Origin of the sequence: Mycolicibacterium novocastrense (assembly GCF_001499835.1) — a bacterium.
GTDB lineage: Bacteria > Actinomycetota > Actinomycetes > Mycobacteriales > Mycobacteriaceae > Mycobacterium > Mycobacterium novocastrense.
Genome location: NZ_LQIH01000034.1, coordinates 201097 through 215735, shown reverse-complemented (window position 1 = coordinate 215735; position 14639 = coordinate 201097). Strand labels below are relative to the sequence as shown.

Genomic DNA, 14639 nt, shown 5'->3' with positions numbered 1-14639 from the left:
CTCTACTCCTTCTCGCCTACCACACGTACGCGAGGACTTCGCCGCCCACGCCCTCTTGGGCTGCCTGGCGGTCGGTCCGCAGGCCCGACGACGTGGAGATGATCGCCACGCCGAGGCCGCCGAGAACCCGCGGCAGGTTGGTGGATTTCGCGTACACCCGCAGACCGGGCTTGGACACGCGGCGCAGACCGGCGATGCTTCGCTCCCGGCTTGGGCCGTACTTCAGTTGCACGACAAGCGACTTGCCGACCCGCGCGTCCTCGGTGCGGTAGTCGGCGATGTAGCCCTCTTTCTTCAAGATCTCGGCGATGTTGGCCTTGAGCTTGGAATGAGGCAGTGTCACCTCGTCGTGGTACGCCGAATTGGCGTTGCGCAGACGGGTCAAGAAGTCTGCGATCGGGTCCGTCATAGTCATCGAGCGCTGCTCCTCTTCGTCGCTGCGCTCCGCATCGTCGTCATCGCGGTCATGACAGCGGGTTCACCTTTCTCGCGGTGGTTCCCGGTATCCGGGCCTGCCGCAACCTGTTTGGTTGGACTGGTCGGGGCTGGATTACCAGCTGCTCTTCTGCACACCGGGCAGTTCGCCCGCATGTGCCATCTCGCGCAGGCAGATCCGGCACAAACCGAACTTGCGGAAGACGGCGTGCGGCCGCCCGCACCGCTGGCAGCGGGTGTAGGCGCGCACCTTGAACTTCGGCTTCTTGTTGGCCTTGTTGACCAGTGCCTTCTTTGCCATTACTCAGTTCTCCTTGAACGGAAAGCCCAGCGCCCGCAGCAGCGCTCGTCCTTCGTCGTCGTTCGTCGCCGAGGTGACGACGGTGATGTCCATGCCACGGGGGCGGTCGATGGAGTCGACATCGATCTCGTGGAACACCGACTGCTCGGTGAGTCCGAAGGTGTAGTTGCCGGTGCCGTCGAACTGCTTGGGCGACAGGCCGCGGAAGTCGCGGATACGCGGCAGCGCGATCGAGATCAACCGGTCGAGGAACTCCCACATCCGGTCACCGCGCAGCGTGACGCGAGCGCCGATCGGCATGCCTTCGCGAAGCTTGAACTGCGCGATGGACTTACGCGCCCGGCGGATCTCCGGCTTCTGGCCGGTGATCAGTGCGAGATCGTTGACCGCGCCGTTGATCAGCTTCGCGTCACGAGCGGCGTCGCCGACGCCCATGTTGACGACGACCTTGACCACGCCGGGGATCTGCATGACGTTCGCGTAGCCGAACTCCTTGGACAGCGCGTCGCGGATCTCTTCGCGGTAGCGCTGCTTGAGGCGCGGGAGGGTCTTTGCGGTGTTTTCGACGGTGGTCATGTCAGTTGATGTCCTTGCCGTTGGTCTTGGCGATGCGGACCTTCTTGCCGGTCTCCTCGTCAACCCGGTAGGTGATGCGGGTGGGCTTGCCGTCGGAGTCGACGACCATCACGTTCGAGACGTCGATCGGCGCCTCCTGGGTGACGATGCCGCCGGACTGTGCGCCGCGCTCGTTGCTCGACACCGCCGTGTGCTTCTTGATCCGGTTGACGCCCTCGACGAGCACCTTGTTGCGGGCGGGGTAGGCGACCAGCACCTTGCCCTTGGCGCCCTTGTCCTTGCCGGAGATGACCAGCACGGTGTCGCCCTTGTGGACCTTCATCTACAACACCTCCGGAGCAAGCGAGACGATCTTCATGAAGCGCTTCTCGCGCAGTTCACGGCCGACGGGGCCGAAGATGCGGGTACCACGCGGGTCGTTGTCGGGCTTGATGATGACGGCAGCGTTCTCGTCGAATTTGATGTAGCTGCCGTCGGCGCGACGGCGCTCCTTGACGGTCCGCACGATGACGGCCTTCACGATCTCGCCACGCTTGACGTTGCCGCCGGGAATGGCTTCCTTGACGGTCGCCACGATGACATCGCCGATGCCGGCATAGCGCCGCGACGAGCCGCCGAGCACGCGGATGCACAGGATCTCCCTGGCGCCCGTGTTGTCGGCGACCTTGAGCCGCGATTCCTGCTGAATCACTCGATCTCCTCGACCTGGTTTTTGTATGCACGCCAGATACCGACCTGGACGTGCGCGGTCTTGCTGTCACCGAAGGGCACGCGGGGTTTTCTCGAAGAGAACCGAGGTCTGCCCAAGGCAACCGCCTGATTCTATGGGAGGACCTGCAGGAAGCCAAATCGCCGCTGATCACGCACCCCCTGCACCGCGAGCGCGCGTGTCTGTCGACGACACACCGCGGATCCTCGACACTTCATGCACGCTCGCTGGGCTCCGAGCGACCGCAAAGCCCACGAACCTCGCGCGCAGGCGAGCGATCAGGGAATGACGATGCCGAACTCGCCCAGCAGCGGCGAAGCCAGCGGGTCGAAGCCCGGCGTCTGAGCAGGAGCTTGGACGTGCACCGCCACCAGGTAGTCACCGGTGCTCGTCGGGATGTGGGCGATCCTGTCGCCGAACTCCACCGCGGATCCCGGGGCGTCCGCCCACGATCCGAGCAGCTTCTGACCGCTGTAGCCGCACAGTTCGGCCGGAAGCACGCTCAGCGTGCTGATGTCGGACGCCGCCACGGCGTCGTCGGCATAGCGTTCGAACGCTTCGGCCGGCGGTAGCGCCGTCTTGGCGATGGTGACCGTCGCCCACATTTGATCCGGTCCGGTCAGCCGCAGCCCGACATCGCCCTGCCCGGCCGTCGTTGACCAGCCCGCCGGTAGCGCCACCGTGATCGTGGGCGCCGCCGGATCGGGTACCGCGGCCGACACCTGCTCGGAAGGCGGGCCCGACAAGGTGCAACCGCCGCCGGGCGCCGACGGTGGCGGGGTCGGCACGATGCCGGGCTGGGCGGTATCGACATCCGGGTCCGAGGGCAGGGTCGACGACGGCGTCGTGGTGGCGGTGATCGTCGTGTCGGAGACCGCGGCCTCTTCTGCGATGGGGACGCCTTCGCTGTTGTCGACGCACGCGGTCAGCAGGCACGTCAGCGCGATCGCCTGTCCCACGGCGTACTTCATGAATCCCGTCCCGCCTCGGCCCTTTGGTGGCTTTCGTCCTTTTTACTCAGTCTTTCGCGAATGCCCGCGCGAACTCCCTTTCCAGGTCCAGATACGGCTTGCCCGAGACGTCGATGTTCACCGCAACGATGGTGCCACCGGTGAACGCGAACGGCGGCTTGTACGAACGCGAAACCGGCGAGCCGGCGTTCCTGCCGATACTCAGACTCGCACCGGCGAGCCCGAACGTTCCCGGGTGGACCCGCATTCCACTGAATGTCGCGACCTGCTGATCGTCGATGTACAAAGCGGCGTCTCCGATAGGGGTATGGCTGCCTTCGGCAGTCCCAGTCCGCACATACGCGACCCCGAACGAGTGCCGCCCCGACGGAACCGCCTCCGATGACGACATCCGCTGTTCCTCTTCGCCCAGGAAGTTGTATACGTAGTGCAGCCGCCCGTCCTGGACGAACATCGCGTGGCCGCCGTGCGCGCCACCGTGCTTGAAGATCACGCCTTGAGCCCCTGACGTGTCGATCACCATCTCGGCCATGGCGGCGAAGGATCGTCCTTGTATCTCGACCGCCGCTCCCATGCCGACGTCGGCTGTGCCCGGGTAGTAGCGGTACGACTCACGCCGGCCCGCCAGACTCGGCCGCCACCGGGAGATCGTGTCGAAGATGTTCAGGTCGCCAAGCGGCAACCCGTTGTACTTATCGGCCTCGGCGAACCACAGTTTCTTGAGTTCTTCGATTTTGTCGGGGTTTTCGACAGCCAGATCGTGGCACTGGCTGCGGTCGGCTTCGATGTGGAACAACTCCCAGCGGTCGCTGTCGAAATGTGACCAACCAGCCGGGGACGCGGCGTGCACGGTGTTGGCGAACCAGCCGTCGTGCCAGATCCCCCGGGTTCCGAGCATCGTGTAGAACTGCGTGTGCTTGTCGGTTGTCGCCGACGAATCCCTCAGCACAGCTTCGAAACTCACGCCGTCCAGCGGCTTCTGCGGCACTCCCCTGACCGTCTCGGGCGGGGTGATCCCGAGGAGCTGATAGATCGTCGGTGTGACGTCGCAGACGTTGATGTAGCTGTCTCGCACCTCGCCGTGTGCGCCAATCCCCTTCGGCCAAGAGATGATTGCGGGGTCCGCGATCCCTCCTTCGTGCGATGCGTACCGCTTGAAGAGTTTGTACGGGGCGTTGAACGCCATCGCCCAGCCGGTCGGATAGTGGTTGTAGGTCTCCGGGCCACCGAGGTTGTCGAGAAGACGCAGTCCGTCCTCGACGGTGTCGATGTATCCGTTGAAGAACTTGACCTCGTTCACCGAACCGTTCGGGCCCCCTTCGCCGCTCGCGCCGTTGTCGGAGATGACGACGATGATCGTGTTGTCGAGCTGGCCCGACTCCTCCAGATAGTCGAGGATGCGGCCGATCTGCGCGTCGGTGTAGGACAGAAATCCGGCGAACACTTCGGCCATGCGCGAGAACAGGCGCTTCTCGTCGTCCCCGAGCTCATCCCACGGTCGCACCGTGTCCTGCGTCGGCCACGGTTCACCGTTGGGCCCCTTGACATCTGCATACGGATTCATCGGCGACAGCTCGGTGTCGGGGGGAACGATGCCGAGCTTCTTCTGGTTCTCCAGGACGATCTCGCGGTACCGCTCGTAGCCCATGTCGAATTTGCCGGCGTAACGGTCGGCCCATTCGGCGAAGATGTGATGTGGGGCGTGCCCGGCTCCCGGGCAGACGTAGGAGAACCACGGCTTGTCTGGCGCGATGACCTTCGCATCGCGGATGAACTCGATGGTCTTGTCCGCCAGGTCCTTTGACAGGTGGTATCCCTCTTCGGGCGCCGCAGGCGGCGCGACGGGGTGGTTGTCGTAGATCAATTCCGGGTACCACTGGTCGGTTTCGCCACCCATGAAGCCGTAGAACCGCTCGAAACCGCGCGACAGAGGCCAATGCCGTTTGGTGGAAGCCAGATTGGACTCCTCGAGCGGCGTCAGATGCCACTTGCCGACGCAGTAGGTGTTGTATCCGCGTTCGGCCAGCACCTCGGACAACAGCGCGGTGTCGAGCGGGATCCGCCCGTTGCAGCCCGGGAAGCCCTCGGTGAACTCCTCGATCGTCGCCATGCCGACCGTCGTCGGGTTGCGGCCGGTCAACAGCGAGGCCCTGGTCGGCGAGCAGAGCGCGGTGGTGTGGAACTGCGACAGCCGAACGCCGCGTTCGGCGATTCGGCTCATCGTGGGCATCTCGACGAGGCCGCCGAAGCAGTCCCATGTGGCGATACCGATGTCGTCCCACACGAGGTAGAGCACATTGGGGGCGCCTTCGGGGGCGGTCGGTGCGGCGTACGGGCCCCAGTCCGGTTCGGAGTCTCGGATGTCGAGTTCGATCTTGCCGTTGAATTCGGTTGCCATACCCCGCCTGTCCGGTGTCGCGTCGCAGTTTGGCCCGGAGATTACACCCGGGGTATCTCGATTGGCTGACGATTCGACGACGACGCCGTCACCGCTCGCCTGGTCAGGCGCCACTGCACGATTCCGAGAGGAACCGTCCACCCCAGCCATCCACCCACTCCCGCGGCGAACCACTGGAGGAGCTCGTCGCTGCCGCGAAAAATGCTGTCCCGCAAGGGGTGAAGGGATAGATAGATGACCGGCGTCCAGATCCGGTTGGTAATGACCGACAGCGCCAGCACCGCGCTGCGCACCATGTCGCGCCGGTGATCCGAGATGCGCCGCCTCCGGGCCGCGGCGTAGCCCCTCGCGGTGAACCACAGCCACAGAGCACCCAACGTCACGTTGCTGACAGCGAGGAGCGGCCCGAAGGGAGTGACCGCCCCGACCACTATCGCCGATGCGGCGGCCGGAAGCGCAGAGATGACGTAGACGCGACCGCAGCGGCGGTGCAACGCGGGGTGGCGGATACGAAGCCGGGGCCAAATCTGCACCACTGCGGTGACCATGGCGACGCTCGCGAACATCACATGGGACACCAACAACGGGTAGTGCAACGGAAAAGTTGCCGGCACCCGTGTGCCACCGGCGAGATACGGCGGCACCGAGAAGCCCAGGAATATCGCAACGACGACCGCGAGTGCGAGCGCAGGCCGCGGAGAAGACCGGCGTGATGCGTATGTCATACGCATATAGCGTACGGCATACGCACTCGATGTCCAGTGGCTAGGCTGAGGACCGATGAGCGAATCCATCCCGCGCGCCCTGGAGCTCCTGTGGCACGAGCCGAGCGAGCCGGCACGGTCGAGTGGGCTCAACCGGGAGCGCATCGTGCGGGCAGCCGTCGAACTGGCCGACGCCGAAGGTCTGCCCGCCCTGTCCATGGCCCGGCTGGCCGAGCGTCTGGGCTGCGGCACGATGTCGCTGTACCGGCATGTCGCGAACAAGGATGAGCTCGTGATATTCATGTCGGCTGCCGCCGTCGGCCGTCCGCCAACCGGCGAGTCCACCAATTGGGCTGAGGCACTTACGGATTGGGCAGAGGCGTTGTGGGAGATCTACCACCTACATCCGTGGGTGTTGCAAGCCGTGTCCGCCGGGCCGCCGGCCGATCCGGGCCAGGTGGCGTGGCTGGACGCGGGGCTGGCCGCGCTGGCCGACACCGGGCTCACCGAGCGCGGGAAACTCGCAGCGGTCATGGCGGTTCTGCACTTCGTGCGCGGCGCAGCGGCAGTGGACATCGAGGCGGATCGTTTCGGTTGGTCGGACTATCCGGCGCTTCTGCGCGGGCTGCTCGACCCGGAAAGGTTCCCCGCGCTCGCCACGGCGTTGCGAGAGGGCGCCTTCGACCGCGCAGACAACGACCCGTACACCGACTTCCGTTCCGGGTTGAGCCAACTGCTCGATGGCATCGGCACCAGGATCGGTTAGCGCACCGGTCGCCGACCAAAGGCGCGTTGCGCAACGGATTTCGAGCCACACAGTCGCGCGTTGGCGACGCCATCACCTCGGTGAATGTTCGACCCTCCGTGCGGATCAGCCAATTCGTATACCGTTCGCCTCGTGACTCGTTCGTTTCGGCGTTTCGATGAGTGGCTCAACCGCCAGCTCGAAGAGTGCGCGCGCAATGCCGGTACGGACGTGGACACCTATGTCGCGCGTGCTGTCGCAGCACAGATGGTCGCCGACCAGATGCGCACCAAGGTCTCCGCGAAAGAACTGCTTACCCACCTGTCCGAATCAGGGGTGCTCGTCAGCGATTCCATGCCGGATGTGTCGACGATTGTCACCGACCCCGATCGACTGAACTCACTGCGTTCGACCGGCTTGCTCGACTCACCTCCGGACCCGGCCTACGACCGGATCACTCGAGCGGCCGCAGAGGCGCTGGGGACCCCGTTCGCGGCGGTGAGCCTGGTCGATGCCGACCGTACGTTCTACAAGAGCACCGCCGGGATGGGGAAGCTCTCCGTCGAGGAGCGAGCGATGCCCTTCGACCAATCCATCTGTCAGTACACCGTGGCCGATGGAGCCGCGCTGGTCATCGAAGATGCGCGAACCGACCCCGTGTTCATGAACCACCCGGTGGTCCGTGGCGGCGCGATGGCCGCGTACCTCGGCATCCCCTTGATTGATCAGGACGGCCTCGCGATCGGCACGCTGTGCGTGTCGGATAGCAAGCCGAGACAGTGGAGTACCGGTCACGTCCAGATTCTGAGCGATTTGGCGCAACTGACCGTGGAGCGGATTTTCGCCACTCCTCCCACTTCAAGCGCTTGAGAGTAGACCTTCAGCTAACCCGGGTTTCACCCTCTCGCAAGAGCGCATTGCCGACAGTTGCCCTAAGTGCGCTTTTTGACATTGAGGTCGGTACAGTGCATCTAGCATAGTTGCCAGTTTTGTCCGAGAGAGTGATAAATGCAGCTTACCGCGGATGCTTCGGAGCACGAGCCTAGTAGCCGTCCGACGGTGCCGCGGTTGCAGGTCGTGCCGGCTCCGTCTCCCAATCCGGCACCGCGCTGGGTCGAGGTTCTCCGCGTCGATCCGTGGTATTCGGCGATCACCGTGGCGATCGACGCCGTCCTGGCCGCGGCCGCGGTGGCGTTGGCCCAGTGGTGGATTCCCGGCGAGATGGAGCACGAACGCAACATCGCCCTGTTCTCGTGGCTGTTCGTCCCGATGCTGCTGTTGGTGATGGCCACCCGGTCGATGTATCGACAGAAGCTGAATGAGGGGTTCCTGGACCAGTTCGAGCCCGTGGCAACGTCGATCGCGGTGGCCGCCCTGGCGACGTTGACCCTGATGGTGATCCTGGTGCCTCGTCTCCCGGTCGGAGAGGTCCTCACACCTTACGTTCGCCCGAGCGAGCTCGTCCTGAAGATCTGGGTGTTCGCCGCCATTCTCATTCCCGTGGTACGCCTGGCCCGGTCGTTGGTGAACCGCTGGCTGCGAAGGAGGTTCGAAGTCGGCAGGCCGGCCTTGGTCGTCGGCTCCGGCCCGGTCGCCCATCAGCTCATTTCCCGCATGCGTCAGATCCGGGACTACGGCATGTGCCCGGTCGGCTTGTTGGACGACACGCGACCCAAAGACGCGGAGATGTTCGACGTCCCGTACCTGGGCAGTACAAGCGATCTCGAGAGCGCCGCGCGCGCCACGCGAGCCGAGGAGCTCATCATCGCTCCCTCGCCGTTGCCCGACGAACAGCTTGCGCGCACCGCGCAATTGGCCCAGGAACTCGGGCTGCGTGTGCGGGTGGTGCCACGCTTGATGGACTCGGTCGGTAGCGGCACCCGAATCGAGCACATGGGTGGCGTCCCGCTCATGGTGCTGACCCACGTCAATCCGAAAGGCTGGCAATTCGCCGTCAAGCATGGTGGTGACCGCGTCGCCGCGCTGGTCGGACTCGTGCTCATCTCGCCGTTGCTGGCTGTGCTCGCGATGGCGGTGAAGTTCAGCTCACCGGGCCCGATCTTCTTCGCTCAGGAGCGGATCGGACGCGACGGAAAGGTCTTCGGGTGCTTGAAGTTCCGCACCATGCGTCTCCCTGACAAGGCCGGTGCGAGCTTTGAACCCGAGGAGGGCACGGCGCCGGGCGGGGTCGAGGGCGAGGATCGCCGTACCCGGATCGGGCGCATCATGCGCAAGGCATCGCTGGACGAACTGCCTCAACTGATCAACGTGCTGCGCGGTGAGATGAGCCTGGTGGGGCCGCGCCCCGAGCGGCCGGAGTTCGTCGAACTTTTCGAGATGCACGTGCGCCGCTACGGCCAGCGGCACCGGGTGAAGGCAGGCATGACGGGCTGGGCCCAGGTGCACGGATTCCGGGGACAGACATCGATCGCAGACCGCGCCGAATGGGACAACTACTACATCGACAACTGGTCCCTGCTCTTGGATTTCAAAATCCTGATCCTCACCGTGCTGGCGGTCCTGCGGCCGGCAGAAGACTGAGCACGAAAAGCAAGTAACCCCCGACACATTCGTGTTCGGGGGTTTTCCTTGCGGTCCGGCCTATTTGGCCTTCTCGAGAATCTCGACCAGCCGCCAGCGCTTGGTCGCCGACAGCGGACGCGTCTCCATCAGCGACACCCGGTCGCCGATGCCTGCGATGTCGTCCTCGTCGTGTGCCTTGACCTTCTTGGTGGTGCGGATGATCTTGCCGTACAGCGGGTGGCTCTTACGATCTTCCAACTCGACCACGATGGTCTTCTGCATCTTGTCCGACACCACGTAGCCGATGGCCGTCTTGCGGCGGCCACGCTCCTCGTCCTTGCGCGGGGTGTACTTGGGCCCTTTTGCAGTGTTCTCAGCCATTTTTACGAATCCTCACCCACGGGTCCGGAGGCCAGACCCAACTCACGTTCGCGCAGCACGGTGTACACGCGCGCAATTTCCTGACGCACCGTGCGAAGCCGGCGGTTGTTCGACAACTGGCCGGTCGCCATCTGGAAGCGCAGGTTGAACAACTCTTCCTTGGACTCGCGCAGCCGTTCCTTCAGTTCGTCGTCGGTCAGCTCGCGCAGCTCGCCCGGCGTCACTCCCACTGCCATCAGAAGTGCTCCTCTCGGGTAACGATGCGTGCCTTGATCGGCAGCTTGTGGATCGCACGGGTCAGCGCCGCCCGGGCGGTTGCCTCATCGGGGTAGCTCAACTCGAACAGCACGCGGCCCGGTTTGACGTTGGCCACCCACCACTCGGGTGAACCCTTACCCGAACCCATGCGGGTTTCGGCCGGCTTCTTGGTCAGCGGGCGGTCCGGGAATATGTTGATCCACACCTTGCCGCCACGTTTGATGTGCCGGTTGATCGCGATACGCGCGGACTCGATCTGCCGGTTGGTGATGTAGGCGTGCTCGAGCGCCTGGATGCCGTAGTCGCCGAAGCTGACCGTCGTGCCGCCGCTGGCGATGCCGCGTTGCCTCGGGTGGTGTTGCTTACGGTGCTTGACCTTGCGGGGAATCAACATGATTCAGCTCTCCGTTTTTTCTGTGGGCGTCTCGACCGCCGCTGCGGCCTGCGAAGCCGCGGCGTTGTCTGCCACGCTGCCGGCCGGAGCCGTGCCGCTCTCGGAACCGCCGGTGGCGGCCCGGCCGGCTTCGGTGCTCGTCGCGGTGGTGCCGGATGCGCCGCTGCGACGGGGCCGGGTGCCCGAAGGACGCTCGCGACGCGGACGATCCGCACCGGCGGGCACGGCGGCGGCGAGCTCACGCTTGCCACCGACGATGTCACCCTTGTAGATCCACACCTTCACGCCGATGCGGCCGAAGGTGGTCTTCGCCTCGTACAGGCCGTAATCGATGTCGGCGCGCAGCGTGTGCAGCGGCACGCGGCCTTCGCGGTAGAACTCCGAGCGGCTCATCTCGGCGCCACCGAGGCGCCCCGAGCACTGCACGCGAATTCCCTTGACGTTGGGCTGGCGCATCGCGGACTGGATCGCCTTGCGCATGGCGCGGCGGAAGGCCACGCGGTTGGACAGCTGCTCGGCAACGCCTTGCGCCACCAGCTGCGCCTGCGACTCGGGATTCTTCACCTCGAGGATGTTCAGCTGCACCTGCTTGCCGGTCAGCTTCTCCAAGTCGGCGCGAATACGGTCGGCTTCCGTGCCGCGGCGGCCGATCACGATGCCCGGCCGCGCGGTGTGGATGTCCACGCGCACGCGGTCACGGGTGCGCTCGATCTCCACGTCGGCGATGCCGGCGCGCTCCAGACCGGTGGCCAGCAGCCGCCGGATCGCGACGTCTTCCTTGACGTAATCCTTGTACTGCTTGTCGGCGTACCACCGGGACTTCCAGTCGGTGGTGATACCGAGCCGGAAGCCGTGGGGATTGATTTTCTGGCCCACTACTCCGAGCCCTCCTTCGAATCGGACGCTTCAGCAGTCGATTTCTTGGGCGCCGCCTTCTTGGCGGGCGCCTTCTTCGCGGGCGCCTGCTCTGCGGCTTTGTTGGCGGGAGCCTTCTTGGCCGCTTCAGCGCTCTTGGCCTTACTGCCCTGTGCGCGACGCGCCCGGGCCGCGCTGGCCGACTGACCGCCGCCACGCTGCTCCTGGCTCACCCTGCTCTCCACGATCACCGTGATGTGGCTGGTGCGCTTGCGAATCCGGAACGCACGGCCCTGTGCTCGCGGCCGGATGCGCTTGGCGGTCGGCCCCTCGTCGGCGTAGACGGTCGCGACCACAAGGGTGGACGGATCCAGGCCCTCGTTGTTCTGCGCATTGGCCGCCGCGCTCGCGATGACCTTGGCGACCGGCTCGCTGGCCGCCTGCGGAGCCCACCGCAGGATGTCCAGCGCTTCGGCCACCGACTTGCCGCGCACCAGGTCGATGACGCGGCGGGCCTTCGTCGGCGATACGCGCACAAAGCGCGCCTTCGCCGTCGCGGACGGATATTCGATCGCTGTAGTCATTAGCGCCTCTTCGCCTTCCGGTCATCCTTGATGTGACCCTTGAAGGTGCGGGTGGGGGCGAACTCGCCGAGCTTGTGCCCGACCATCGCCTCGGTGACGAACACCGGGACATGCTTGCGGCCGTCATGCACCGCGAAGGTGTGCCCGATGAAGTCAGGGATGATGGTCGACCGACGCGACCAGGTCTTGATGACCTGCTTGGTGTTCTTCTCGTTCTGCGCGTCGACCTTCTTCAACAGATGGTCGTCGACGAACGGACCCTTCTTCAGGCTGCGTGGCATATTCCTTGTACCTGCCTAGTCTCAGCGCTTCTTGCCGGTGCGCCGGCGACGGACGATGAGCTTGTTGCTCGCTTTGTTCGGCTTGCGGGTGCGGCCTTCCGGCTTGCCCCACGGGCTCACCGGGTGACGACCACCGGAGGTCTTACCCTCACCACCGCCGTGCGGGTGGTCGACCGGGTTCATCACGACACCACGGACGGTGGGGCGCTTGCCCTTCCACCGCATGCGGCCGGCCTTGCCCCAGTTGATGTTCGCCTGCTCGGCGTTGCCGACCTCGCCGACGGTGGCGCGGCAGCGCACGTCGACGCGGCGGATCTCACCCGAGGGCATACGCAACGACGCGTAGCTGCCTTCCTTGCCCAGCAACTGGATGCTGGAGCCGGCCGAGCGCGCCAGCTTGGCACCGCCACCAGGCCGCAGTTCCACCGCGTGCACCAAGGTGCCCGCGGGGATGTTGCGCAGCGGCAGGTTGTTGCCCGGTTTGATGTCGGCGTTGGGACCCGACTCGATGATGGTGCCCTGCTTCACCCCTTCGGGGGCGATGATGTAGCGCTTCTCCCCGTCGAAGTAGTGCAGCAGTGCGATGTTCGCCGTGCGGTTCGGGTCGTACTCGATGTGCGCGACCTTGGCGTTGACGCCGTCCTTGTCGTGGCGACGGAAGTCGATCACCCGGTAGGCGCGCTTGTGCCCACCGCCCTTGTGCCGGGTGGTGATGCGGCCGTGCGCGTTTCGGCCACCCTTGCCGTGCAGCGGTCGAACCAGCGACTTCTCCGGGTGGTCGCGGGTGATCTCAGCGAAGTCGGAGACGCTGGCACCGCGGCGACCGGGGGTCGTCGGCTTGTACTTGCGAATTGCCATGATTCTCTAGGTCTTCCTCCGTCGCCGGCCTGACGAAATCAAGCCGGTGCTCCGAACAGGTCGATGGGCTTGCTACCCGCGGCCAGCGTCACGATGGCGCGCTTGGTGCTCTTGCGCTTCCCGTAACCGGTGCGGGTGCGTTTGCGCTTGCCCTGCCGGTTGGCGGTGTTCACCGAGTCGACCTTGACACCGAAGATCTTCTCGATGGCGATCTTGATCTGTGTCTTGTTCGAGTCGGGATGCACGATGAACGTGTAGACGTTGTCCTCGATCAGCCCGTACGACTTCTCGGAGATGACCGGCGACAGGATGATGTCGCGGGGGTCAGTGACGGTCGCCATCAGGCCGACACCTCCTCTTTCGCAGTCTGGTTCGCGCTGATGTAGGCGTTGAGCGCCTCGACGCTGAAGATCACGTCGTCAGCATTCAGCACGTCATAGGTGTTGAGCTGGTCGGGCGAAAGCACGTGCACGCCCGGGAGATTGCGCACGCTCTTGGCGCTGACCTCGTCGGCGCGCCCGATCACCACGAGCACCTTGTTCTTCTCGAGCTTGCGGTCGCCGACCAGCGTGGTCAGGAATGCCTTGGCGCTCTTGGTCGACGGCGCCTGGCCCTCGACGAGTTCGGTGACCGCGTGGATCCGGTCATTGCGGGCCCGGTCGGACAGCGCACCGCGCAGAGCGGCCCGGATCATCTTCTTCGGCGTCCGCTCGCTGTAGTCGCGCGGCTTCGGGCCGTGAACGGTGCCACCGCCGGTGAACTGCGGCGCCCGGATCGAGCCCTGGCGCGCACGGCCGGTGCCCTTCTGCCGGTAGGGCTTCTTACCGCCGCCGCGGACTTCACCGCGTGTCTTGGTGGAATGCGTGCCCTGCCGCGCCGCGGCCAGCTGCGCGGTGACCACCTGGTGCATCAACGCGATGTTCACCTCGACGTCGAACAGCTCGGCGGGCAGCTCGACGGAGCCGTCTTTCGTCCCCGCAGGCGTGTGGACATCTACTTTGAGAGCCATTACTTCTCGCTCCTCTTGATCGCGCTGCGGACCATCACGAGCCCGCCGTTACGGCCGGGGATTGCGCCCTTGATCAACAGCACACCGTTCTCGGCATCGACCTTGTGCACCAACAGGTTCAGCGTCGTCACGCGGTCGTTGCCCATCCGGCCCGACATGCGCGTGCCCTTGAACACCCGGCCGGGCGTGGCGCAGCCACCGATGGAACCGGGGCGGCGGTGCACCGCCTGTGCGCCGTGGCTGGCGCCCTGGCCGCGGAAACCGTGCCGCTTCATCGTTCCGGCGAAACCCTTGCCCTTGCTGGTGCCGGTCACGTCGACGTAGGTGCCGTCGGCGAAGATCTCGGCGGTCAGCTCCTGGCCGACCTCGTATTCGGCGGCGGCGGACTCGTCATCGAGCCGCAGCTCGGCCAGATGCCGGCGCGGGTTGACCCCGGCGGCCGAATACTGGCCCGTGACAGGCTTATTGACCTTGCGCGGGCTGATCTCACCGTAGGCCAACTGCACCGCGCTGTAGCCGTCGCGCTCCGGCGTGCGGATGCGCGTCACAACATTGGGCCCGGCCTTGACGACCGTCACCGGCACGACCCGGTTGTTCTCGTCGAACACCTGCGTCATGCCCAGCTTGGTGCCCAGAATGCCTCTTCTAGCCATGTCC

At 65.2% G+C, this 14639-nt stretch carries 21 protein-coding genes; 3 read left to right on the top strand and 18 right to left on the bottom strand.

Annotated features, from left to right (window positions below):
* Positions 1-16 precede the first annotated feature (16 nt).
* The 8 genes from rpsH to AU072_RS20805 all read right to left on the bottom strand — a co-directional run bounded on the left by rpsH (position 17) and on the right by AU072_RS20805 (position 6115).
* The gene (gene rpsH, locus AU072_RS20840; RefSeq protein ID WP_064345607.1) at positions 17-415 is read right to left on the bottom strand and encodes a 30S ribosomal protein S8; all 399 of its coding nucleotides are present in this window, start codon (positions 413-415) and stop codon (positions 17-19) included.
* Positions 416-550: 135 nt separating this feature from the next.
* Positions 551-736, bottom strand: coding sequence for a type Z 30S ribosomal protein S14 (locus AU072_RS20835; RefSeq protein ID WP_059101363.1), 186 nt, complete (start codon positions 734-736; stop codon positions 551-553).
* A gap of 3 nt (positions 737-739) precedes the next feature.
* Complete coding sequence (rplE, locus tag AU072_RS20830; protein WP_064345606.1) at positions 740-1312, bottom strand: 50S ribosomal protein L5; 573 nt, start codon at positions 1310-1312, stop codon at positions 740-742.
* A gap of 1 nt (position 1313) precedes the next feature.
* Positions 1314-1634, bottom strand: coding sequence for a 50S ribosomal protein L24 (gene rplX / locus AU072_RS20825; protein WP_064345605.1), 321 nt, complete (start codon positions 1632-1634; stop codon positions 1314-1316).
* A complete protein-coding gene (rplN, locus tag AU072_RS20820; RefSeq protein WP_064345604.1) occupies positions 1635-2003 on the bottom strand; it encodes a 50S ribosomal protein L14 in 369 nt (122 codons plus the stop codon).
* Between the two features lie 296 nt (positions 2004-2299).
* Complete coding sequence (locus AU072_RS20815) at positions 2300-2992, bottom strand: hypothetical protein (protein WP_064415524.1); 693 nt, start codon at positions 2990-2992, stop codon at positions 2300-2302.
* 46 nt (positions 2993-3038) lie between these two features.
* Positions 3039-5390 (bottom strand): arylsulfatase, encoded by a 2352-nt coding sequence (locus AU072_RS20810; protein ID WP_064415523.1) that lies wholly within the window; start codon positions 5388-5390, stop codon positions 3039-3041.
* A gap of 41 nt (positions 5391-5431) precedes the next feature.
* Positions 5432-6115 (bottom strand): DUF2306 domain-containing protein, encoded by a 684-nt coding sequence (locus AU072_RS20805; protein WP_064415522.1) that lies wholly within the window; start codon positions 6113-6115, stop codon positions 5432-5434.
* 55 nt (positions 6116-6170) lie between these two features.
* Here AU072_RS20805 and AU072_RS20800 point away from each other — a divergent pair, with 55 nt between their 5' ends.
* The 3 genes from AU072_RS20800 (at position 6171) to AU072_RS20790 (ending at position 9380) form a co-directional block, all read left to right on the top strand.
* Positions 6171-6860 carry a TetR/AcrR family transcriptional regulator gene (locus AU072_RS20800; RefSeq protein ID WP_064415521.1) on the top strand — a complete coding sequence of 230 codons (690 nt, stop codon included), beginning with the start codon at positions 6171-6173 and terminating at the stop codon, positions 6858-6860.
* Between the two features lie 84 nt (positions 6861-6944).
* Positions 6945-7709: a GAF domain-containing protein gene (locus AU072_RS20795; protein WP_082680776.1), complete on the top strand. Its 765-nt coding sequence runs from the start codon at positions 6945-6947 to the stop codon at positions 7707-7709.
* Positions 7710-7847: 138 nt separating this feature from the next.
* Positions 7848-9380: a sugar transferase gene (locus AU072_RS20790; RefSeq protein ID WP_064415519.1), complete on the top strand. Its 1533-nt coding sequence runs from the start codon at positions 7848-7850 to the stop codon at positions 9378-9380.
* 60 nt (positions 9381-9440) lie between these two features.
* Here AU072_RS20790 and rpsQ read toward each other — a convergent pair whose 3' ends face one another.
* From rpsQ to rplC, 10 genes are read right to left on the bottom strand one after another with little or no spacing between them, the layout of a single operon-like run.
* Positions 9441-9743 (bottom strand): 30S ribosomal protein S17, encoded by a 303-nt coding sequence (gene rpsQ / locus AU072_RS20785; RefSeq protein WP_064345598.1) that lies wholly within the window; start codon positions 9741-9743, stop codon positions 9441-9443.
* A gap of 2 nt (positions 9744-9745) precedes the next feature.
* Positions 9746-9979 carry a 50S ribosomal protein L29 gene (gene rpmC / locus AU072_RS20780; RefSeq protein WP_064345597.1) on the bottom strand — a complete coding sequence of 78 codons (234 nt, stop codon included), beginning with the start codon at positions 9977-9979 and terminating at the stop codon, positions 9746-9748.
* Positions 9979-10395, bottom strand: coding sequence for a 50S ribosomal protein L16 (rplP, locus tag AU072_RS20775; protein WP_059101353.1), 417 nt, complete (start codon positions 10393-10395; stop codon positions 9979-9981). The genes rpmC and rplP overlap by 1 nt, the downstream gene beginning before the upstream one ends.
* A gap of 3 nt (positions 10396-10398) precedes the next feature.
* Entirely contained in the window at positions 10399-11271 is an 873-nt protein-coding gene (rpsC, locus tag AU072_RS20770) for a 30S ribosomal protein S3 (RefSeq protein WP_064345596.1), read from the bottom strand.
* Positions 11271-11834, bottom strand: a complete 564-nt coding sequence (gene rplV, locus AU072_RS20765) for a 50S ribosomal protein L22 (RefSeq protein WP_064415518.1) — start codon at positions 11832-11834, stop codon at positions 11271-11273. Before rplV ends, rpsC begins: the two co-directional genes overlap by 1 nt.
* Positions 11834-12115, bottom strand: coding sequence for a 30S ribosomal protein S19 (gene rpsS, locus AU072_RS20760; RefSeq protein ID WP_007167837.1), 282 nt, complete (start codon positions 12113-12115; stop codon positions 11834-11836). Before rpsS ends, rplV begins: the two co-directional genes overlap by 1 nt.
* A gap of 21 nt (positions 12116-12136) precedes the next feature.
* Positions 12137-12973, bottom strand: a complete 837-nt coding sequence (rplB, locus tag AU072_RS20755) for a 50S ribosomal protein L2 (protein WP_064415517.1) — start codon at positions 12971-12973, stop codon at positions 12137-12139.
* A gap of 38 nt (positions 12974-13011) precedes the next feature.
* Positions 13012-13314, bottom strand: coding sequence for a 50S ribosomal protein L23 (gene rplW / locus AU072_RS20750; protein ID WP_064400118.1), 303 nt, complete (start codon positions 13312-13314; stop codon positions 13012-13014).
* Positions 13314-13982: a 50S ribosomal protein L4 gene (gene rplD / locus AU072_RS20745; protein ID WP_064415516.1), complete on the bottom strand. Its 669-nt coding sequence runs from the start codon at positions 13980-13982 to the stop codon at positions 13314-13316. Before rplD ends, rplW begins: the two co-directional genes overlap by 1 nt.
* Positions 13982-14635 (bottom strand): 50S ribosomal protein L3, encoded by a 654-nt coding sequence (rplC, locus tag AU072_RS20740; RefSeq protein ID WP_064345591.1) that lies wholly within the window; start codon positions 14633-14635, stop codon positions 13982-13984. Before rplC ends, rplD begins: the two co-directional genes overlap by 1 nt.
* Positions 14636-14639 lie beyond the last annotated feature (4 nt).